The sequence below is a fragment of the Roseococcus sp. SDR genome (genome assembly GCF_019083995.1).
In the GTDB taxonomy this organism is placed as follows: domain Bacteria; phylum Pseudomonadota; class Alphaproteobacteria; order Acetobacterales; family Acetobacteraceae; genus Roseococcus.
This window is the reverse complement of sequence record NZ_JAHRCU010000014.1, coordinates 52,104-73,339: the sequence shown is the minus strand read 5'-3', so window position 1 is coordinate 73,339 and position 21,236 is coordinate 52,104. Positions and strand designations below refer to the sequence as shown.

The following is a 21,236-nucleotide window of genomic DNA, read 5'->3' as shown; positions in this document are numbered from 1 at the left end:
CGCTTCTGTCACAATCGTTCCACCCCGGCGTCTCGCCCCAGGATACGAATGCGATGGACAGGCGGATGACCTTCTCGTCATGCTGCGCCCCTCCGCCACCCCAACCCGGGATAGCCAGAATGGATCGTCGCCAATTCCTGGGCGCCAGCGCCGCCATCGCGGCCGCGCCCTCCATCGCGCAGTCGCAATCCGCGCGCGTCCTCAAGATGGTGCCGCACGCGAACCTCACCGTGATGGACCCGGTCTGGACCACCGCCTACATCACCCGCAACCACGGCTTCATGGTGTGGGACACGCTCTACGGCCTCGATTCCGAATACCGCCCGCAGCCGCAGATGGTCGAAGGCCACACCGTCGCGAATGACGGCAAGCTCTGGACCTTCACGCTGCGCGAGGGCCTGCGCTTCCACAATGGCGAGCCCGTCCGCGCGGCCGACTGCGTCGCCTCCCTCGCGCGCTGGGGCAAGCGTGACGCCATGGGCGCCCGCCTCGCCGCACTCACCGAGGAAATGACGGCGCTCGACGACCGCCGCTTCACCATCCGCCTGAGCCGCCCCTTCGGCCTGATGCTGGACAGCCTGGCCAAGCCCACCAGCAACGCGCCCTTCATCATGCCAGCCAGCATCGCGGCGACGGATGCCTTCACCCAGATCCGCCCTGAGCAGGTGATCGGCAGCGGGCCCTTCAGCTTCAAGCGGGACGAGCTCGTCTCCGGCAGTCGCGTCGTCTATGAGCGCTTCGCCGGCTATCGCCCGCGGCAGGGCGGCACGCCCTCGGGCACCGCCGGCCCCAAGGTGGTGCATTTCGACCGCGTCGAATGGCACATCATGCCCGACTTCGCGACCGCCGCCGCGGCGCTCGCCTCGGGCGAGATGGACTGGTGGGAGACGGTCACGCCCGACCTCGCCCCCATGCTCGGCCGCAACCGCAACGTGGCCGTGGTGCAGCCCGACCCCCTCGGCTCCATCGCCGTGATGCGCCCCAACCACCTGCACGCGCCGATGAACAACCCGGCTTTCCGCCGCGCCCTGCTGCGCGCCGTGGACCAGGCGAGCTACATGACCGCCTTCATGGGCACCGACCCCGCCGGCTTCAAATCCGGCGTGGGCGCCTTCACGCCGGGCACGCCGCTCGCCAGCACCGTGGGTCTCGAGGTCTTCGAGCGCAACATGGACACGGCGCGCCGCATGATCCGCGAAAGCGGCTACGCCAATGAGCGCATCGTGCTGCTCGGCACCACCGATATCGCGAGCCTTGCCGCCTGGTCGCAGGTCGCGGCCGACATGTTCCGCCGCCTGGGCGTCAACATCGACTTCCAGTCCATGGACTGGGGCACCGTGGTGCAGCGCCGTGCGCAGCAGACCCCGATCGACCAGGGCGGCTGGAGCGCCTTCTGCACCAATTGGGGCGGCCTCGATCACCTGAACCCCGCCGGCCATCTCATGCTGCGCGGCCAGGGGCGCGCGGGCTTCATCGGCTGGCCCGAAAGCGCCCGCCTCGAAGCACTCCGCGACGCCTGGTTCGAAGCGCCCGACCTGCCGGCCCAGCAGGCCATCGCCGCCGACATGCAACGCCAGATGCTGGAGGACGTGCCCTATATCCCGCTCGGCCAGTTCTTCCAGCCGCTGGCGCATCGGCGCAACCTGACGGGCGTGATGCAGCCGGGCGGCATCCCGGTCTTCTGGAACGTCCGGCGGACGTGAGGGCGGCCTGCGAGGGGCGCTGCCCCTCGCGCTCCCCGGCAAGGGCCCAGGCCCTTGCAACCCGTCAGTGATGGGGATTTGAGAGAGGGGCCCGCGCTCACGCCGGGCCCTTCGCGCGTTCAGGCCCCTCTCCCAAATCCCCATAAGTGGTTTCCAAAGGCCCCGGCCTTTGGTGGGGGTGCGGGGGCAAGGCCCCCGCGGTCACGCCGTCCGGTCGGTCCGGCCGGCGCTGTCCAGCGCGGCCTGCGCCGCGGCCAGGCGCGCCACCGGCACGCGGTAGGGCGAGCAGGAGACGTAGTCGAGCTTCACCGTCTCGCAGAACTGCACCGAGGCCGGGTCACCGCCATGCTCGCCGCAGATGCCGAGCTTGAGGCCGTTCTTCACGCGCCGGCCCTTCTGCGCCGCGATCTCGACGAGGGCGCCAACACCTTCCGGGTCGATCGAGACGAAGGGGTCCTTCGGGATGATGTTCTTCTCGACATAGGCCGGCAGGAACTTGCCGGCGTCATCGCGCGAGAGGCCGAAGGTGGTCTGCGTCAGGTCGTTGGTGCCGAAGCTGAAGAAATCGGCGGATTCCGCGATGGAGTCGGCGGTCAGGCAGGCGCGCGGCAGCTCGATCATGGTGCCCACCATGTATTCGATGGTGGTGCCCGTCTCGGCGAAGACCTGGGCCGCGATGCCCTCCACCTGCGCGCGCGTGATGTCCAGCTCGCGCTTGGACATGACGAGCGGGATCATGATCTCCGGGATGGGCGCCGTGCCGGTCTCCTTGGCGACCGCGATGGCCGCCTCGAAGATGGCGCGGGCCTGCATCTCGTAGATCTCGGGGTAGGAGATGCCGAGGCGGCAGCCGCGATGGCCGAGCATCGGGTTGGCTTCCGAGAGATCGGCCAGGCGGCGCTGCATGGCGACCGCTTCCACGCCGAGGCCGGTCGCGACCTCCGCGATTTCCTCTTCCGTGTGCGGCAGGAATTCGTGCAGCGGCGGATCGAGCAGGCGGATCGTCACCGGCAGGCCCGCCATGATGCGGAACAGCTCGGTGAAGTCGCTGCGCTGGAAGGGCAGCAGCTTGGCGAGTGCGGCGCGGCGGCCATCCTCGTGCTCGGCCATGATCATCTGGCGCACCGCGCCGATGCGCGCGGGGTCGAAGAACATGTGCTCGGTGCGGCAGAGGCCGATGCCCTCGGCGCCGAACTTGCGCGCCGTCTCGGCATCGAGCGGCGTCTCCGCATTGGCGCGCACCTTCATGCGGCGCACGCCATCGGCCCATTCCATGAGCTTGGCGAAATCGCCCGAGAGCTTGGGCTCGATCATGGGCACGGAGCCCAGGAAGATCTCGCCCGTCGCGCCATCCAGCGTCACGGTGTCACCGGCGCGGACCACATGGCCGCCGGCCGAGAGCGCCTGCGCCGCGTAATCCACCGCGATGCCGCCCGCACCCGCCACGCAGGGCCGGCCCATGCCGCGCGCCACCACGGCGGCGTGGCTGGTCATGCCGCCGCGCGTCGTCAGGATCCCCCGCGCCGCGTGCATGCCGTGAATATCCTCCGGGCTCGTCTCGATGCGCACCAGGATGACGCTCTCGCCCTTCTGCGCCCGCATCTCGGCCTCATCGGAGCTGAACACCACCACGCCACAGGCCGCACCCGGCGAGGCCGGCAGGCCCTTGGAGAGCAGCTTGCGCGGCGCCTTCGGATCGAGCGTCGGGTGCAGCAGCTGGTCGAGCGAGCCGGGGGCGACGCGCTTGATCGCCTCCTTCTCGTCGATCAGGCCCTCGGCGCACATGTCCACCGCGATCTTGAGGCTGGCGGCCGCGGTGCGCTTCCCGTTGCGCGTCTGCAGCATGTAGAGCTTGTTCTGCTGCACCGTGAACTCGATGTCCTGCATGTCCTTGTAGTGCTTTTCCAGCACGGCGCGGACGCGGACGAGTTCCTGGTAGGCGGCGGGCATCACCTCTTCCATCGGCTTCTCGCCGGGCTTGGCGCGCAGGCTGGACATGGGTTGCGGCGTGCGGATGCCGGCCACGACATCCTCGCCCTGCGCGTTCACCAGGTATTCGCCGTAGAACATGTTCTCGCCGGTGGAGGGGTCGCGCGTGAAGCAGACGCCCGTCGCGCAATCCTCGCCCATATTGCCGAAGACCATGGCCTGGACGTTCACGGCCGTGCCCCAGCTCGCCGGGATGTCGTGCAGGCGGCGATAGGTGTTGGCCCGCGCATTCATCCAGGAGCCGAAGACGGCGCCGATGGCGCCCCAGAGCTGGTCATGCGGGTCCTGCGGGAAGGGCTTGCCCGTGGCCTGGGCGACCACCTCCTTGTAGCCGGCGGCGACGATCTTCCAGTCCTCGGCGGTGAGCTGCGTGTCCTCGGCCACGCCGCGGTCGAGCTTCACGCCCTCGATGATGTCCTCGAACTGGTGGTGGTCCACGTCCAGCACCACGGCGCCGAACATCTGGATGAAGCGGCGGTAGCTGTCCCAGGCGAAGCGCGCATCGCCCGAGGCGCGGGCCAGGCCTTCGACGGTCGCGTCGTTCAGGCCGAGATTCAGCACCGTGTCCATCATGCCCGGCATGGAGACCCGCGCGCCGGAGCGGACGGAGACCAGCAGCGGCTTTTCGGTATCGCCGAACTTCAGGCCGACCGCGGCCTCGACGCGGGCGAGGGCGCCGTTCACGGCCGCCTTCAGGTCGGCCGGGTATTGCTGGCCGTGGTCGTAATAATAGGTGCAGACCTCGGTCGTGATGGTGAAGCCGGGGGGGACGGGCAGGCCGATGCTGGCCATCTCGGCCAGGTTCGCGCCCTTGCCGCCCAACAGGTTGCGCATGTCGGCGCGGCCTTCATTATGCCCCGCGCCGAAGCTGTACACCCACTGGGTCATGCGAGTTTCCTTCAGGATTCGATCTTTGACAGGTCCGCCACCTGGTCCATGGCGCGCCTGAGGCGTGACAATAGCCGCAAACGGTTCTGCCGTAACGAGGGGACCGGGTCATTGACCATGGTCAACTCGAAGAAGGCGTCCACCGGGGCACGGAGCGCGGCGAGGCTCGCCATGGCGGCGGCGAAATCCTCCGAGCCGAGCGCCTGGGCGACGGCGGCCTCGGCCCCGGCCAGCGCGGCATTCAGCGCCTGCTCCTGCGGGAGCGTCAGCAGCGCCTCATCCACCGGGCCGTCATGCGGGCCGTCCTTCTTCTCCTCGATGCGGAGGATGTTCTGGGCGCGCTTGTAGGCGGCGAGGAGGTTGGTGCCGTCCTCCGACTCGACCAGCACCTTGAGCGCCTCGGCGCGGGCGAGGATGCGCAGGATGTCGTCATCCCCGACGAGGCTGGCGGCGATGATGTCATGCCGCGCACCCTCGGCGCGGAGCTGGACGCGCAGCCGCTCGGCGATGAATTCGCGCAGCGCGCCGCTCGTCTCGTCCCGGTGCTGGGCGTAGCGGTAGAGCGGCCCATGCCCCTCTTCCTCCGGCAGGGGCTTGCCGCCGACCGCCAGCGCCTTGATCCCGAGCCAGGGGAAGGCCTCGTCCAGCCGATCCAGCTCATGCTGCGCGGCGGAGACATGCGTGTTGTAGATTTGGCCGATCACGGCCGCGCTGTGCTCCAGGAAGGGCACGCGCAGCGGCAGCCGCAGCCGCGCCTCGCGGATGATGCGGATGAGGCCGAGGGCCGCGCGCCGCAATGCATAGGGGTCACCGCTGCCGGTGGGCTTCTCGCCGATGATGAAGAAGCCCGCGAGCTGGTCGATCTTGTCCGCCAGCGCGACCGCGATGGCCACCGGCTCGCGCGGCACCTCATCGGTGGGCCCCAGCGGGCGGTAATGCTGGGCGATGGCATCGGCCACGCGCGCATCCTCGCCCTGCAGGCGCGCGTAGTAGCCGCCCATCACGCCCTGCAATTCCGGGAACTCGCCCACCATGCCCGAGGCCAGGTCCGCCTTGGCCAGCCGCGCCGCGCGCTCGGCGAGTGCCGCATCGGCGCCCACCATCGGCGCCAGATGCGCGGCGAGCTTCGCGATCCGCTCCACCCGCTGCGCCTGGGTGCCGAGCTTGGCGTGGAACACCACGCCTTCCAGCTTCGGCAGGAACGCCTCCAGCCTCTGCTTGCGATCCTGGTCCCAGAAGAAGCGCGCATCCGAGAGCCGCGCCCGCAGCACGCGCTCATTCCCCGCCACCAGCGCCGCCCCGCCATCGGATGCCGCGATGTTGGACACGATCCCGAAGAACGGCGCAGCCCGCCCATCCGGATGGCACAGGGAAAAGTAGCGCTGGTTCACTCGCATGGAGGTGCGCATCACCTCGGGCGGCAGGTCCATGAAGGCGTCGTCGATCCGCCCCAAGAGCGGCACCGGCCATTCGACGAGGCCCGCGACCTCGGCCAGCAGCCCCTCATCGGGCACCACTTCCAGCCCCTTTTCGGCCGCGAGTGCCGCCACGCCGTCGCGGATCATCGAAATCCGCTCCGCCACATCGGCGACGACGTAATGCGCGCGCAGCTTGGCGAGATAATCGGCGTAACCCGTCACGGTCACGGCCCCCGGCGCATGCACGCGATGCCCCTCGGTGATGTCGCCCGCCACCAGCCCATGCGCCGCATCCTCGCCACGGGCCAGCGCCACCGGCACCACGCGGCCATCCAGCAGGCAGAGGATGCGCTGCAAGGGCCGCACCCAGGTGAACTGGCTCACGCCCCAGCGCATGCTCTTGGGCCAGGGGAAGCTCCAGAGCAGCTCGGGCAGCGCGCGCATCAGCAGCGCCTCGGCTGTGATGGTCTCGCCCGGCTTCACCAGCACCAGGAAGCCGTTCTGCTCCACCAGCATCTCGGCCGTCGCATTGTGCTTCTTGAGGAAGCCCGCCAGCGCCTGCTCCGGCGCGCCGACGCGCGGCCCGCGCTCCTCCTTCGCCGCCGTCTCGGCGGAGAGCGCCATCTCGGCGACCAGGCCGATCCGGCGCGGCCCGTAGAAGCCGCGCGCCTCGCCAGCCAGCAGCGGCGCCAGCGCCGGCTTGATCAGCCGGCAGAGGTCTTCGGCGGCCCGCGCCTGCATGCGCGCGGGGATTTCCTCGGTGAGGAGTTCGATGAGCAATTCGGGCACTAGAGGGCGGCTTTCACATCGGTTCGGGCGAAATCATCGCCCTTGAAGAGAAGGGGTTGGTTGCGCGCGCGGGCGAGCGCATAGGCGAAGCAATCGCCGAAATTCAGGCCGGCCGGGTGGCGCCCCTTGCCGAAGCGGCGGAAGCCCTCGCGCGCCAGGGCCGCGTGTTCGGCGGTGAAGGGAATGATCTCGACGCCCATCCGAAGCAGAAGATCATCCATCTCCGGCCAGATCTCCGGACCGAGCCGCCCTGCCGCGACGAGGGTGAGCTCGACATGCGTGGCGGCGGAGATCGCGACCGCTTCCGTCCGCGTCACCTGATCCTCGAAGGCCGCTGCCTCCGGCTCCGCCAGCAGCATCGCCATGATGGCCGATGTGTCGAGAATCACTTCGGCAGGCCATTCTCATCATAGAGGTCGGAATGGTCGCTGGTGGTGCCAGGCGGAAACAGCTTGGCGGTCCGGGCCGTGATCTCGCGGATGGCGGCGAGCTTCTCCAGCCGCCGCGCCTCGCGCTCGGCGTCGTCGCGCGCCAGCGCCTCATCCACCAATTGCCGCAGCACATCGGTCTGTGTCGTCTGCCGCTTTTCGGCCAGGCGCCGGACCTTCTCGATCAGCGCCTCATCCTTGATGTTGAGCTGCCCCATGGTAGAACCTCCGTGGCCTTTCTACCCTAGGCCGGCTCCCGAAGCCAGCTTTCGCAGCACGCCTTCGCCAGCGCGCGCACGCGGCCGATATAGGCCGCGCGCTCGGTCACGCTGATCGCACCGCGCGCATCCAAGAGGTTGAAGCGGTGGGACGCCTTGATGCAGTGGTCATAGGCCGGCAGGGCCAGGTGCTGCGCCACCAGCGCATGGCATTCCTGCTCGGCCTCCTCGAATTGCCGCTTCAGCAGCGCCACATCGGCATGCTCGAAATTGTGCGCGCTGTATTCCACCTCGGCGCGGTGGAACACCTCACCATAGGTCACGCCGCGGCCGTTGAAATCCAGCTCGTACACATTCTCGACGCCCTGGATGTACATGGCCAGGCGCTCGAGCCCATAGGTCAGCTCGCAGGAGGGCACCTCGCAGGGGATGCCGCCCACCTGCTGGAAATAGGTGAACTGCGTCACCTCCATCCCGTCGCACCAGACCTCCCAGCCGAGCCCCCAGGCGCCCAGCGTCGGGCTTTCCCAGTCATCCTCGACGAAGCGGATGTCGTGCAGCGCGGGATCGAGGCCAAGCGCCTTGTAGCTCTCCAGCAGCAGCGCCTGCGGGTCGCGCGGGCTCGGCTTCATGATGACCTGGTACTGGTAGTAGTGCTGCAGACGGTTCGGGTTCTCGCCATAGCGCCCATCCGAGGGCCGGCGCGAGGGCTGCACATAGGCGGCCGACCAGGGCGCGGGCCCCAGCGCGCGCAGCGTGGTGGCCGGATGGAAGGTGCCGGCCCCCATCTCCATGTCATAGGGCTGGAGGATGAGGCAGCCCTGCGCCGCCCAGTAGCGGTGCAGGGTGAGGATCATGTCCTGGAAGCTGAGCGGCTTGGTCATGCGGGGCTTCTAGCGCCGCGCGCCGCGATCTCCAACGGGCGGTGCGCGGGAAGAATCCGGCCGCAACGCGGCCGGCGCCGCCCATGAGCCCTGACCCTCCGGCGCGCCCGTGGCGCGGCGTAGCCAAGCCGGCGGAGCCGGCGCCCGGCGCCTGAGGGCGGAAAAGCTACTTCACCACATCCGGGAAGAACCGCACCCCGCTTGCCGCCGGCCCGCCGCCGATCCCCACCGGCGCGCCATCCGCCCGCCAGCAGGAGGCGCCCTCCATCATTCCTTCCATGGGGCCGTCTTCGTGGAAGCGGATCGCCCCCATGCCGCCCGCCACATGCGGCACGGCCAGCGGCTCATGCCCCATCGCGGCCAATGCCTCGCGCGTCTCGGCGCCGAAGCCCGGCTCCATCTCCAGCGGTCCGCCCATGGTCCAGGCGCGCGGCGCTTCCACCGCCTCCTGCACCGACATGCCGTGATCCACCAGGTTCATCACCGCCTGGAAGGTCGAGGCGAAGATGCGCAGGCCGCCCGGCAGCCCCAGCGCCGCGTAAGGCTTCCCCTCCTTCCGCAGGATCAAGGGCGACATCGAGGTGGTCACGCGCTTGCCCGGCTCGATGGACTGCGCGAGGCCCGGGCGCGGGTCGAACAGCGCCATGTAGTTGTTCGGGATCAGCCCGCTCTCGCGCAGCAGGATCTTGGCGCCGAACAGGCTGTTGATGGTGTGGGTGCAGCAGGCGATCCGCCCCTCGTGATCCGCCACCGTGATATGCGTGGTGTTGGCGCTCTCCCGGTTGGATAGCCCCGCCGTCCACACCTGCGCGCGCGTGAGGTCCAGGAAGCCCCGCCGCTCCGCCGCGTATTCCTTGCTGATCAGCTTGGCCACGGGAACCTTCAGGAAGGCCGGATCCGCCGTCGCCACCGCGCGGTCGGCGAAGGCCATCTTCAAGGCTTCCGCGATCAGGTGCAGCGTCTGGGGCGTGCCGAAGCCGCTGGCGGCGATGTCATAGGCCTCCAGCAGATTCAGCATCTGCAGCACATGCACGCCCCCGGCCGAGGGCGGGGGCGGCCCCCAGACCTCGATCCCGCGATAGGTCCCGCGCACCGCCTCGCGCTTGATCACCTTCGCCGCCGCCAGGTCATCCGTCGTGATGATGCCGCCCTTGCGCGCCAGGTCATGGCTCGCGGAGGTGCCGAGATCCCCCTGATGCAGCGCATCCGCGCCCTCGGCCGCGATGGCGCGCAGCGTCTCGCCCAGCGCGGCATTGACCAGCCGCGCGCCGGGCGCCAGCGGCGCGCCATCGGGCAGAAACAGCCGCGCCATGCCGGGATCAAGCGCCAGATCCGCCGCTGTCTCCTGGATGCACTCGTTCAGATAGCCCGAGACGGCGAAGCCGCGCTCGGCGAGGCGGATGGCGGGCGCGATCACATCGGCCATCGAGAAGCGCCCATGCCGCTTCAGCGCCGCCTCCCAGGCCAGCAGATTGGCCGGCACGGCGACGGATTGCCCGCCGCGCAGCTGCCGATGCGGCTCGCGCCCCTCGAACATCTCGGGCCTGGCCGAGAAGGGCGCGCAGGCCATGCCGTCCAGCACCTCATGCGTGCCGTCCGGATGCGCGAGGTGCATCAGCCCCCCGCCGAAGAGCCCCACCATCATCGGCTCGCAGACCGAAAGGGCGAGAATGGCGGCGACGGCCGCATCCACCGCATTGCCGCCTTCGGCCAGCATCTGCGCGCCGGCGGCACTCGCCGCCGGATGGTTGGTGACGACCATGCCGCGCGCACCGGTCGCCGGCTGCTTGCGGGGGGTGAAGGAGGTGCCCGCGCGGGCCTGCCAATCGCTCATGCCCGAAGGCTCGCGCGGCCGCGCGCCGGGGGCAAGGGGCGGGGCGCGGAAAGGAAGCCTTTACCCTCGTTCCGTAGAACGGAACTTTCTCTTGGAGTTCGTCATGTCCGCCTCGCGCTTCTCTCGCTTCTTCACGCTCCGCCGAACCTTGACGGGCGCCATCCTGCTGCTGGGCCTCGCGCTGACCGCCACGCTCGGCAGCCTGGCCTATCGCGCCAAGGTGCAGCTCGACACGGTGCGCTCCGAGGCGGAGGAGATGATGGGCGCCGTTCGCTTCGGCACCGGTCTCGCCGCTTTCCTGACCGAGCGCCAGCTCACCCTCACCGCCCTGTTGGCCGAGGCGCCGGCCGATGCCGCGCAGCGTGCCGAAATCCAGCGCTACCGTGCCGCGGCGGATGCCATGCGGGCGGGCGCGCAGGCCCTGCTGCGGATCTCCCCCGGCAGCGCGCAAAATGCGCCGATCGAGGCCCTGCTGCGGGATGTCCCGGCCCTGCGCGCCGAGGCCGACCGCCTGCTCGCCCAGCCGCTCGCCCAGCGCGACCCCGCCGCCCGGCGCCGCTACGCCGAGGAGACGCGCCGCCATGTCTCGGCCGCGGGATCGGGCTGGATGACGGTGTTGCCGCATGCCGCGGGGGATGAGGCGGCGCTGCTCCGCCGGGCCGACCTGCTGATGATGAGCTGGCGCCTGCGCGATGCGGCCGGCCTCTCGCGCTCTCTCATCGCTGAGGGCCTCGCCGCCGGCCGCGCGCCGGACGCCGCGGCGCTCACCCGCATCATCGAGTTGCGCGGCGCCGCGCGGTCCCTGCTGGACTCGCTCGACGTGCAGGCCCGCTCCGGCTTCTTCCTGCCCGCCGCCGTGCAGGCGATCGAGACCTCGCGCGGCCGGTATCTCGCGCCGGCCGGCTTCGACGCCCTGGCCCGCGACATCCTCGCCGCCTGGGCGGCCGGCCGCGCGCCGGAGGTGGATGTGGCGCGCTGGATGAGCGTCACCAATCCCGCGCTCGATGGGATGGTCGGCGTGATGGCCGCGACCGAGGCCGGCGTGGCGCGCTTCGGCACGGAGCGCACCGCGCGGGCCGAGGCCGCCATGTGGTCCCAGGGCGTGCTCGCCCTGCTGGGCCTGGCCTTCTCGGCCGCGCTGGCCTTGCTCATCAGCTTGCGCGTGGCACGGCCGCTGGATGCCCTGGCCATCACCGTCCGGCGCCTGTCCGAAGGCGCGCGCGACGTCACCGTCCCCGGCACCGCCCGGGCGGACGAGATCGGCGTGCTGGCCCGCGCCATGGCCGCCTTCCAGGCGCAGCAGGAAGAGGCCGCCCGCCTGCGGGAGGCCGCGGATGCCGAGCGCGAGGCAGCGCGCCAGGCGCAGGATGCGGCGCTGGCCGAGATGGCCGACCGCATCGAGAACCAGACGCGGGACAGCTTCGCCGCCATCGGCGCCCGCATGGGCAGCGTGACGGAGGAGACGCAGGGTGTGGCCGCGGGCGCCGAGCGCATCTCCGCCGCCGGCCAGGGTGCCGCCCAGGCCGCAAGCCACGCGCTGGAAGCGAGCGAGACGGTGGCCGCCGCCGCCGAGCAGATGTCCGCCTCCATCCGGGAGATCTCCGCCCGCATGCAGGAGGCGGCGAGCCTGACGCAGGGCGCGGTCGAGGGCACGCGCGAGGGCAGCGGCACGATCCGTGGCCTGTCGGAGGCGGTGCAGCGCATCGGCAAGGTGGCCGAGATGATCGCCGACATCGCAGCCCGGACCAATCTGCTGGCGCTGAACGCCACCATCGAGGCGGCGCGCGCGGGCGAGGCGGGCAAGGGCTTCGCCGTCGTCGCCTCGGAGGTGAAGAGCCTGGCGAGCCAGACCGCGCAAGCCACGCAGGAGATCGGCCAGCAGATTGCGGAGGTGGAGGCCGAGACCGGCCGCGCCGTCGAGGCCATCGGCCGCATCGGCCAGACGGTGGAGGGGCTCGAGCACATCGCCGCCGGCGTCGCCGCCGCGATGGAGCAGCAATCCGCCGCCACGCAGGAGATCGCCCGCGCGGTGGCCAGTTCGGCCGAGGCGGCGCGCGAGGTCTCGGGCCGTGTCCAATCCCTGGGGCATGAGGCGGCCGAGGCCGCGAACAGCGCCGAGCGCATGCGCGGCAGCGCCGATGCGGCGGCCGGTGCGCTGGATGAGGTGCGGGGCACGCTGGTCCGCACCGTGCGCGAATGCAGTGCCGCGGCGGATCGCCGCCGGTCGCCCCGCATGGCGCTCGGCATTCCCGTGCGGCTGGAACGGCAGGGCAGGGGCCTGGAGGCGGTGCTGCTCGATCTCTCCGAGGGCGGCGCGGGGCTGGAGCCGGTGCCGGACCTGGGCGCCGGCGCGCAGGTCACGCTGGTGTTGCGCGGCATGAGCCTGCCCGGCCGCGTGGTGGAGGCGGGCGCGCAGCGCTGCGGCCTGGCCTTCGCCCTCTCGCCCGCGCAGCAGGAGGCGCTGCGAGGCTTCCTGGCGGAGCGAGCGGCGGCCTGAGCCCCCTCAGAAGGCGCGGGACAGCCCCGCATAGATGGCGCGCCGCGGCAGGAACTGCGGCGCGCCGACCCCGATGCCCGAGCCGTCGCGCAGCTGCACCACTTGGTCCGTCACATTGATCAGGTCCACGCGGGCGGTCCAGGCGCCGCCGTCAAACGCCCGGAATTCCTGGGCGAAACCAAGGTTCATCGTGGCATAGGCCGGCTGCTTCTCGCTGTTGGCGAAGCCGCGCCGCAAGCCATTGCCATAGTAGGCGGTGGCCGAGGCGCGCGCCCCCTCCCAGGGCCGGTAGCTGATGCCGCCCGAGGCGGTGATGAGCTGGTCGTGATCGGTGCGCACATACTTGCCCGCGATGTAGCTCAGCTCCTCCGCGTCGAAGTTGAACTGGCTGCTGCGGATATTGGTGCCGATGGCGCGTGAGAGGGTGAGGTTGGCGAAGACGCTCAGGCGCTCGCTCGTCCATTGCCCGGTGAGCTCGATGCCGTAGCTCTGCCCCCGCGCGTAGTTGAAGGGCGTGAAGACCAGCGCGCGGCCGAACTGGCCGAGATCCAGCATGTCGGTCGCCTGCTTGTACCAGGCATTGCTGCCGAGCGTGAGCTGCGGCGTCACGCGCTGCGAGATGCCGGCCGAGAAATAATTGCTGCGCTCGGGCCGTGGCGTCGCGCCGTATGTGCCGGGCGGCGCACCGGTCGTGTTCTCGAACTGGCTGACGGTGAAGGGCGTGATGAGGTCCTGCGCGGGCGGCGTGAAGTAGCGCGCATAGCCCAGCGTCAGCGTCGTGCCGTCCCAGGGCCGCCAGACGGCATTGATGCGCGGTGAGACCTGGCCCGCCTGCACCGCCTGGTCGGCATAATCGCCGCGCAGGCCGAAATTCAGCGTGAAGCGGTCGGTGATGCGCCATTCATCCTGCAGGTAGATGCCATAGAGCCAGGAGGTGCGGCGGTTGTTGTTGATGACGGGGAAGGCGGCGTCGAACACCTCGCCATCCGCATCCATGGGAAAGACGTAGCTGGTGTTCCAGGCGCGCACGCGCTCGGCCATCGTCATCAGGCCGAAGCGCAGCGTGTGCTCGGCATTGAGGCGGTAGGAGGCATCGGCCTGCACCCCCGCCGCCTGGCTGAGGCGCTGGATGCCGGAGGCCACGCCGTTGAAGGCCAGCTCGCCCTGCACATCGGGGATGTATTTGGTGGAGGAGCGCCGCGCGAAGCCCGCCACCTGCCAGTCGAGCGCGGCGTCGCCGCCCTGCAGGGCCAGGATGCCGAACTGGTTGCGCTCCCATTGATGCGCGTTGAGCCGCGCGCTGTTGAAATCGGTGATCCCATCCACCGGATATTCCTGCGGCTGGCCCGGATTGTTCGGCATCTGGAAGCGATTGGCCGAGGCGCCGCCGATGAAGCTGATCCGCGTGGACTCGGTCACGGGCCGCGAGACCGAGAGCAGGCCGCGATACTGGTTCGTCCGGTTGTGGATGGCGTCGTAGGAGCCGGTGGGCGGCTCGATGCCCATCAGGCTCTGCTTCGCTGTCCCCATGGCGAAGACATCCCAGCCGTTGAAGACGCCGGCATAGCCGAGCGAGGGCTGGAAGGTGCGGAAGCTGCCGCCATAGACGCTGGCCCAGCCGCCCGGATTGGAGGTGCCGGAGATCAGGTTCACATCCACGACACCGCCGGTGCGGTAACCGAACTGCGCCGGCAGCGAGCCGGTGATGAGCGAGAGCGAGCGCACGCCCCGCGCATCCAGGAAGGCGCCGAAGCCCTGGATGCCCTCGGGGATGGTCACGCCATTGATGCGGTATTGCAGGTTGCGGTGCTCACCGCGGACATGGATCTCGCCGAAACTGTCCTGCACCACGCCGGGGAAGGTGAGCAGCAACTCGTTGATCGGCGCCTGCACGCCCTGGGGCAGGCCCTCGATCGCGTTGCGGTCCAGCGTGGAGACGGTGGCGCCGAGCGTGGGGGAGATGGTGCCGCGCGCCGCGTCCAGCCGGCGCGCCTGCACCACCGTGTCGGGCACCTCCACCGCCTCTTCGGCGTTGGCCGGGAAGGAGCCGGCGCCGAGCAGAAGGGCGGCGGCGGAAAGACGAAGCGATGGGTGCATGGGGCAGGCTCATTCGGATGCTGCCCGAAACGTTATGTTATTACATAAACCAGGCCAAGTGGGGTGGGGGCACCGGGGGCAACCCCTCCGGAAGGGGCGGCAGGGCGGCCTGAAGCGCCGCGAGCAGCGCCGCAGGGTCCGCCGCGAAAGGATTGGGCCCGGGCGGCGTGATCACGGGGAGCGGCGGCTCCGGCACCACGAAGGGGATGTCCGGCAGCGGGGGTATCGGTGCGGGCCCGGTGGGCGGGATCACGGTGGCGGGCGGCTCGGGCAAGGGCGCGCCCGGTGCGAAGCCGGCCGGGATCGGGATGGGCGGGGCGGGCGCTTCCGCCGGCGGCAAGACTTCCGGCACGGATGGGGGCAGGGGGGCCAGCAGCCCGGGCTCCGCCAGCCCCGCTTCCGCGAGGCCGGGCCCGACGGGCGGAATGAAAGCCGGTGCGGGTTCCGGCGTGGCCCCAAGGGGGATCCAGGTGAAGGAGAGGTCCGGCGACGTGCCGAACGGCCAGGCAAGGCGGGGGAACGGGGCGGGAAGCATGGCCCTGGATACAACCAGGGCCTGTATTTTGCAACCGATTTTTAACCAAAAAAGAGATTATTCACGTTATGCGAGTCGAAACAGCCGATCCTCGCGGCTCGGTTGCGCTCCGCCCGCCGCGCGGATGCCGCCCCAGAGCGAGGCTGCGATCGAATCCACAACCATCACGCCATGGCGTTGCTCGATCTCCCGCGCCGCCGGCAGGCCACGGAAATTCGTGCAATGGATGGCCACCGCCTGGGTCGGCGCCTCGGCCACGGCGGCTTCCATCAGCGCGCCGACCTTCTCCGCGTCGTGCAGGGCGAAGCTGTAATTGCCCGGATCTTCCAGGTGCCGCTCCGCCGTCACGGTGAAGCCCTCGCGCGCCAGATTGGCCAGGATCGCCGCCTGCACATCGGCCAGATAGGGTGTCACCAGCGCCAGCTTCGTCATCCCCGCCAGACGCAGCGCATCCCTGAGCGCCAGCGTCGCCGTCGTCGCGGGAATGCCGGTGCGCGCCGTGATGGCGGCACAGAGCGCCTCATCCTGCGCGAAGCCGAGCCAGGAGCCCGAGGTGCCGGCCCAGCAGATGGAATCCACCTTCGCATCCGCCAGCATCTCCGCCGCCGCCAGCACCGGCGCCGGGTCGAATTGCTGGTTCGCCGCCTGGCCGAGATTGATGGCCAGCACCCGGAAGCGTGCGAAATGCGCGGTGATCCCCGGGCTGTCCCGCAGCAGCCAGGCCATGGCCGGCTCGAGCACGGTGTTGGAGGAGGGGGTGAGGAAGCCGAGGCGCATGCGCCCCGTTAACCTGTCACCCGCCCGCTCTCAACCACCGGGCGTGAAGTTCTGCGCGTCCTGCCCGCGCGTCGCCCAGCCGGTCGTCCGCCGCTCGATGAATTCCGCGATCCAGTAGAGCATGATGCCCATCATCCCCGTCACGATCAGGCCCGCGAACACCAGGGGCACGTCGAAGCGCGAGGAGGCCACCATCATCAGCCGCCCGATGCCTGCATTGGGCGCGACACTTTCCGCGATGATCGAGCCCACGAAGGCCACCGTGATCGCGATCTTCAGCGAGGCGAAGAAATAGGGCATGGCCCGCGGCAGGCCGACCTTGCGGATGATGTCCGACGGCTTGGCCCCCAAGGCGCGCAGCACGTCCCGCAATTCCGGCTCCACCGTCGCGATGCCCGTCGCGACATTCACGACGATGGGGAAGAAGCTGATCAGGAAGGCCGTGATGATCGCGGGCCAGACGCCGATGCCGAACCAGATGATGAGCACCGGCACCACCGCCACCTTGGGGATGGAGTTGAAGGCGATGAGCAGGGGGTAGAGCCCCTTGTAGACCAGCGTGGAGGAACCGATCGCCACCCCCAGCAGCAGCCCCGCCACCACCGCGAGGCCGAAGCCCGCCAGCGTCGAGATCAGCGTGTGCAGGCTGTCATCCAGCAAGGGCTTCCACCATTTCACGGCGGCGGCGAAGACGTCGCTCGGCGCCGGCAGGATGAAGGTGGAGATGCCAAACAGGTCCGTCGCCAGCTCCCAGAGGATGAAGGTGCCCGCGATCACCAGCCAGGGCAGCCAGGCCTGCAGGCGCCGGCGACGGCGGGCCGAGGCGGCCAGCGCCTCGATGCGGGATTGCGCCTTGCTCGCCATCAGGTGACCTCCTCGCCCTTGCGGGCCAGCGCGATGAAGCCGCGCAATTCGGCCACCAGCTTCGTGAATTCCGGTTCCACCATGGTCTCCTGGCTGCGCGGCCGGGCGAAGGGCACGGTGCGTTCGGCGATGATCCGACCGGGACGGGCCGACATCACCAGCACGCGGTCGGCCAGGTAGCAGGCCTCGCGCAGATCATGCGTCACCAGCACCACGGTGGGTTTGCGCGCCATCCAGACCTGCTGCAGCACCTCCCACAGATCCTCGCGCGTGAAGACGTCGAGCGCCGAGAAGGGCTCGTCCAGCATCAGCAGGGGCGGTTCATGGATCAGCGCGCGGCAGAGGCTGGTGCGCTGCTGCATGCCGCCCGAGAGCTGATACGGGTATTTCGCGCCGAAGCCTTCCAGGCCCACCAGCTTCAGCAGGTCCAGCGCCTTCTGCTCGTATTTGGGGCGCTCGGCCCGCAGGCGCTTGCGGTGCTCCGGCACCACCTCCAGCGGCAGCATCACGTTGTCGAGGATGGTCCGCCAGGGCAGCAGCGTCGGGTTCTGGAAGGCCATGCCGACGAGGCTGAGCGGCCGGTCCACCTCCTCGCCGGCCACCACCACATTGCCATCCGTGGCGGGCCAGAGGCCGGAGACGAGGCGCATCAGCGTGGATTTCCCGCAGCCCGAGGGGCCGACGACGGCGATGAACTCCCCCTTCTCCACGTTCAGGCTGCAATCCTGCAGGGCGAGCGTGCCCTCGACCCCGCCATAGCGCATGGCGACGCGATCGATCTCGACGAAGGGGCGGGTCATGCGGGCCTCCGGGCTGTCCTGGCATCTTCAGCTAGCAGCACGGGGCGGCGCTTCCCACCGCATGCATGTGCGGCGATGCGTCCGCCGCACCCGGCATGCCTCGGAATCGGGCGGCGGCGTGCTGCCACCGCCCGGGAAGCATTCAGATGCGGCGTTGTTCCGCCGGCGGCAGGAAGTCCGGCAGGTAGAACTGCGCCGCCTCCACGCGCGGCGTCAGGTTGAAGGCGCCCTCGACCGCCGTGATGCCCGTCTGCATGCGGGACATGTCCACCGCCGAGAGCCCATTGGCGCGGACATTGTCGGTCATGATCACGCGCTCGACGTTCAACTGGTGCCGCTCCATCTCGAGGGCCGCATCGGTCAGCGGCTCCACCTGGCGCAGCACCTGGATCATGCCCGCGGGGTTGCTCAGCGTGTCGCGGAAGCCGCGGATGAGCGCGGCGACGGCGCCGCGCACCACGGCCGGGTTGCGCTCGGCATAGGCGCGGGTCGTCAGCAGCGCGCCGCCATAGAGGTTCAGCCCGTGGTCGTAATACATCATGATCCGCTGCTGCGGGATGGGCAGGCCGATGCCCTTCAGCGCCAGCGCCGAGGTGGTGACGAAGCCCGTCACCCCATCCGCCTCGCGCCGGACCAGCATGGGCTCGCGCAGCGCCGGCGCCACCGAGAGGAAGGTGACGCGGCTCGCATCCACCCCGGCGGCCTGGGCGAAGGCCGGAAAGAGCTGGCGGCCCGCGTCGAAATCGGGCGCGGCCAGCCGCCGCCCCTCCAGATCCTTCGGCGTGCGGATCGGCCCATCGGCGCGGGTGATGACGCAGAGCGGCGCGCGGTCATGCAGCACGGCCACGCAGATCAGCCCGCTCTCGGGGTTCTGCGCCAGGAAGCGGATGGCGGGGTTGATGTCGGCATAGCCCATATCGTGGCTGCCGGCGGCCAGTGCGGGCGGCACGCCGCCCGAGCCCTGCCCGCGATCGATCTGCACATCGATGCCGGCCTCGCGGAAATAGCCACGCTCGCGCGCCACCAGGGCGAAGGCATTGGGCGATTGGAAGGCCCAGTCCAGCGTGAGGCGCAGGCGGGGGGCCGGCTGGGCGCGCAGCACCCCGGGGGCGGCCAAGGGGGCGGCGAGGCCCGTGGCGAGGAGCAGATGGCGGCGCGGCGTCATGGCGTTTTCCCCTGGAAGTCCAGGCTGCCCCTCTAGCAGGGCATGCCAGAGCCTGCACACCCCTCATTGCTGCCGCACGCCCGACTCCCCATTCTCATGCCAAGCCTGAGGAGAATCGCATGACCGGAGTGCCCGACATCTCGCCCACCGACACCTGGGCCGCGCTGGAAAACGACCCCAACGCCGTGCTGGTGGATGTCCGCACCGATGCCGAGTGGAATTTCGTGGGCGTGCCGGACCTCTCGCCCCTCGGCAAGCAGGTGGTGCTCATCCCCTGGCAGGTCTTCCCGGGGATGCAGGTGAACGGCCATTTCGTGGAGCATCTGCGCAAGGCCGGCGTCACGGCGGAAAGCCACGTCTTCTACATCTGCCGCTCCGGCGCGCGCAGCCTCGCCGCCGGCCAGGCCGCCCAGCAGGCCGGCTTTCCGCATGCCTATAACGTGGCCGATGGCTTCGAGGGCCCGGTCGACCATGAGGGGCATCGCGGCACCGTCGCCGGCTGGAAGGCCGACAAGCTGCCCTGGCGGCAGCGCTGAGCCCCACGCCGCCCCTCACCGCCACCGCCCTGCTGCTGGGCGAGCGGCTGGAGCTGCGCGGCCTTTCCCGTGGCGCGGGCGGCGGGGCGGACCCGGTCATCCTCACCGGCGCCGCCCATCCGGCCTTCGCCTTCCGCTGGGGCGCGCTGGTCACCTTCGACGCGACGGAGGCCGAGCAGGCGGCGCTGCTCGCCCGGCTCGACGGCCGCGTCATCAATCCGCTGGCCCTGCCGGTGAGCGAGACGGCGCAGGTCTCAGGCGGCGCCGAGCGGGATGAGGTGAGCGAGACGGGCGAGATCCGCCTCATGGATCTCGGCCTGCCGCGCCTTGGTTTGCTGGCCGATGCGCTGGCGAAGAGCGCCGCCCTCAGCCATCAGGAAATGGCCCTGGCCCGCACGCTGGACGGGATGGAGCCGGTGGTGACCCGCCTGCGCGAGGTGGGGCGGCTGGGTTTCCTCTCGCGCGGGCTGATGCGCGCGATCGGCGCGGCACTCTCGGCGCGCGGCCGCGCCAATGCCCGCATCCAGGCCGCCGACAAGCCCGATCTCCTCTGGGAGCATCCGGAGCTGGAGCGCCTGCACCAGCGCCTGAGCGACGAGTTCGAGCTGCCCGAGCGCTGCGAGGCGCTGGAGCGCAAGCTGGTGATGGTGGGCGAGATCATGCAGACGCTGCTCTCGCTCATCCAGGGCCAGCGCTCCCTGCTGCTGGAGATCGCCGTCGCGGCCTTCATCTTCATCCAGGTGGTGGCCGGGCTCTACGAGCTGGTCGTGCGCTAGAGCATGCTGCGTTCGCTTGCGCTCACTTCGCAGGCTCTAGGCTGTTGTTTTCAGAGCATCTTCACGCGTTCAGATGTTTCCATCTGAACGCGATCTGCTCTAGGCGGTGCCCGCCACCGTCGTGCGGAACATCAGCCGCAGATATTTCTCGTGGTCAAAGAGGCTCGCCGTGTGCAGCGTGCAGCGATTGTCCCAGATCACGAGATCGCCCTCACGCCAGCGGTGGCGATAGACGAAGCGCTCCTGCGTCGCGTGATCCATCAATTCCTCGATCAGCGCGGCACTTTCTTCCACGCCCATCCCCTCGATGTGGCTGATCACGGCTGGGCAGAGAAAGAGCGATTGCACACCGCTCACCGGATGGGTGCGCACCAGCGGATGCGCCACCGGCGGGAAGGCGCGGCGCTTCGCCTCGTCCATCGGCGGACGGCCCGGCGTGTGGCGGCGGTTCCACTCACTCAGCGTGTAGAGGCAATGCACGCCGCGCAGCCCCTCGATCCGCGCCTTCATCGTCTCCGGCAGGGTCTCATAGGCGGCGACCGCGTCGAGGAACCAGGTCTCGCCCCCCTCGGGCGGGCAGATGGCGCCGTAGAAGAGCGAGGCGGCGCTGGGCACCTCGCGGAAGCTGCTGTCGGCGTGCCACTGCTCCACGCCGCGCGCGAAATTGGCGGTGATGCCATCGGCGGCGTAGTTCCCGACGCAGAACACCTCCGGGAATTGCGGATGCACGGCGGAGGCGGCGGCGTGGTGCTCCAGCTTCCCCATCCGCCGGCTGAATTCCACCTGCGCGGCCGGGTCGTTCGGCACGTCGCGGATCAGCAGGACGTGGTGGCGGTGGAAGGCGTCGAGGAAGGCCTGGAAATCGGCCTCCGCCACGTCGCCCGCGATGCGAAGGCCAGAGAGCTCCGCGCCGAAGCTGGCCTCCAGCGGGCGGATGGCGATGGACGGGATCATGTTCAACTCCGGAGCGTGAAGGCGGGCCGGATGACGGGCGATGGCCGGCAGTATGGGCCACCAGCCGCCCGGCGCAAGGACGCC

Annotated in this window: 17 protein-coding genes; 4 read left to right on the top strand and 13 right to left on the bottom strand. The window is 70.0% G+C overall.

What is annotated here, in order from left to right; translation table 11 throughout:
- The first annotated feature begins 119 nt into the window (after positions 1 to 119).
- A complete protein-coding gene (locus KTR66_RS16135) occupies positions 120 to 1,703 on the top strand; it encodes an ABC transporter substrate-binding protein (protein WP_213614223.1) in 1,584 nt (527 codons plus the stop codon).
- 201 nt (positions 1,704 to 1,904) lie between these two features.
- Here the strand turns inward: KTR66_RS16135 and ppdK are convergent, their stop codons facing one another.
- The 6 genes from ppdK to ggt form a co-directional block, all read right to left on the bottom strand.
- Positions 1,905 to 4,580 (bottom strand): pyruvate, phosphate dikinase, encoded by a 2,676-nt coding sequence (gene ppdK, locus KTR66_RS16130; protein WP_213614221.1) that lies wholly within the window; start codon positions 4,578 to 4,580, stop codon positions 1,905 to 1,907.
- An 11-nt stretch (positions 4,581 to 4,591) separates the two neighbouring features.
- Positions 4,592 to 6,787 carry a glycine--tRNA ligase subunit beta gene (glyS, locus tag KTR66_RS16125; protein ID WP_213614219.1) on the bottom strand — a complete coding sequence of 732 codons (2,196 nt, stop codon included), beginning with the start codon at positions 6,785 to 6,787 and terminating at the stop codon, positions 4,592 to 4,594.
- The gene (locus tag KTR66_RS16120; RefSeq protein ID WP_371819146.1) at positions 6,787 to 7,176 is read right to left on the bottom strand and encodes a type II toxin-antitoxin system VapC family toxin; all 390 of its coding nucleotides are present in this window, start codon (positions 7,174 to 7,176) and stop codon (positions 6,787 to 6,789) included. The genes glyS and KTR66_RS16120 overlap by 1 nt, the downstream gene beginning before the upstream one ends.
- Positions 7,173 to 7,433: a type II toxin-antitoxin system VapB family antitoxin gene (locus tag KTR66_RS16115; protein WP_213614217.1), complete on the bottom strand. Its 261-nt coding sequence runs from the start codon at positions 7,431 to 7,433 to the stop codon at positions 7,173 to 7,175. Before KTR66_RS16115 ends, KTR66_RS16120 begins: the two co-directional genes overlap by 4 nt.
- Before the next feature lie 26 nt (positions 7,434 to 7,459).
- Complete coding sequence (locus KTR66_RS16110) at positions 7,460 to 8,317, bottom strand: glycine--tRNA ligase subunit alpha (protein ID WP_213614215.1); 858 nt, start codon at positions 8,315 to 8,317, stop codon at positions 7,460 to 7,462.
- Positions 8,318 to 8,483: 166 nt separating this feature from the next.
- Positions 8,484 to 10,151, bottom strand: coding sequence for a gamma-glutamyltransferase (gene ggt, locus KTR66_RS16105; protein WP_249732188.1), 1,668 nt, complete (start codon positions 10,149 to 10,151; stop codon positions 8,484 to 8,486).
- A gap of 103 nt (positions 10,152 to 10,254) precedes the next feature.
- Here ggt and KTR66_RS16100 point away from each other — a divergent pair, with 103 nt between their 5' ends.
- Entirely contained in the window at positions 10,255 to 12,648 is a 2,394-nt protein-coding gene (locus KTR66_RS16100) for a methyl-accepting chemotaxis protein (RefSeq protein ID WP_213614213.1), read from the top strand.
- A 6-nt stretch (positions 12,649 to 12,654) separates the two neighbouring features.
- Here the strand turns inward: KTR66_RS16100 and KTR66_RS16095 are convergent, their stop codons facing one another.
- The 6 genes from KTR66_RS16095 to KTR66_RS16070 all read right to left on the bottom strand — a co-directional run bounded on the left by KTR66_RS16095 (position 12,655) and on the right by KTR66_RS16070 (position 18,886).
- A complete protein-coding gene (locus KTR66_RS16095) occupies positions 12,655 to 14,745 on the bottom strand; it encodes a TonB-dependent receptor (RefSeq protein WP_213614211.1) in 2,091 nt (696 codons plus the stop codon).
- Positions 14,746 to 14,785: 40 nt separating this feature from the next.
- Entirely contained in the window at positions 14,786 to 15,280 is a 495-nt protein-coding gene (locus KTR66_RS16090; RefSeq protein ID WP_213614209.1) for a hypothetical protein, read from the bottom strand.
- Positions 15,281 to 15,346: 66 nt separating this feature from the next.
- Positions 15,347 to 16,057 (bottom strand): Asp/Glu/hydantoin racemase, encoded by a 711-nt coding sequence (locus tag KTR66_RS16085; RefSeq protein ID WP_213614207.1) that lies wholly within the window; start codon positions 16,055 to 16,057, stop codon positions 15,347 to 15,349.
- A 30-nt stretch (positions 16,058 to 16,087) separates the two neighbouring features.
- On the bottom strand, positions 16,088 to 16,921 hold the full coding sequence (locus tag KTR66_RS16080; RefSeq protein WP_213614205.1) for an ABC transporter permease: 834 nt from the start codon (positions 16,919 to 16,921) through the stop codon (positions 16,088 to 16,090).
- Positions 16,921 to 17,721 (bottom strand): ABC transporter ATP-binding protein, encoded by an 801-nt coding sequence (locus tag KTR66_RS16075; protein WP_213614203.1) that lies wholly within the window; start codon positions 17,719 to 17,721, stop codon positions 16,921 to 16,923. The genes KTR66_RS16080 and KTR66_RS16075 overlap by 1 nt, the downstream gene beginning before the upstream one ends.
- Positions 17,722 to 17,863: 142 nt before the next feature.
- Positions 17,864 to 18,886 carry an ABC transporter substrate-binding protein gene (locus KTR66_RS16070; RefSeq protein ID WP_213614201.1) on the bottom strand — a complete coding sequence of 341 codons (1,023 nt, stop codon included), beginning with the start codon at positions 18,884 to 18,886 and terminating at the stop codon, positions 17,864 to 17,866.
- Positions 18,887 to 19,005: 119 nt separating this feature from the next.
- On the opposite strand from KTR66_RS16070, the gene KTR66_RS16065 reads away from it, so the two are divergent.
- A complete protein-coding gene (locus tag KTR66_RS16065; RefSeq protein ID WP_213614199.1) occupies positions 19,006 to 19,422 on the top strand; it encodes a rhodanese-like domain-containing protein in 417 nt (138 codons plus the stop codon).
- The gene (locus KTR66_RS16060; protein ID WP_213614373.1) at positions 19,386 to 20,198 is read left to right on the top strand and encodes an RMD1 family protein; all 813 of its coding nucleotides are present in this window, start codon (positions 19,386 to 19,388) and stop codon (positions 20,196 to 20,198) included. The genes KTR66_RS16065 and KTR66_RS16060 overlap by 37 nt, the downstream gene beginning before the upstream one ends.
- A gap of 99 nt (positions 20,199 to 20,297) precedes the next feature.
- Here the strand turns inward: KTR66_RS16060 and KTR66_RS16055 are convergent, their stop codons facing one another.
- Complete coding sequence (locus KTR66_RS16055; RefSeq protein ID WP_249732187.1) at positions 20,298 to 21,152, bottom strand: TauD/TfdA family dioxygenase; 855 nt, start codon at positions 21,150 to 21,152, stop codon at positions 20,298 to 20,300.
- Between the last annotated feature and the right edge of the window lie 84 nt (positions 21,153 to 21,236).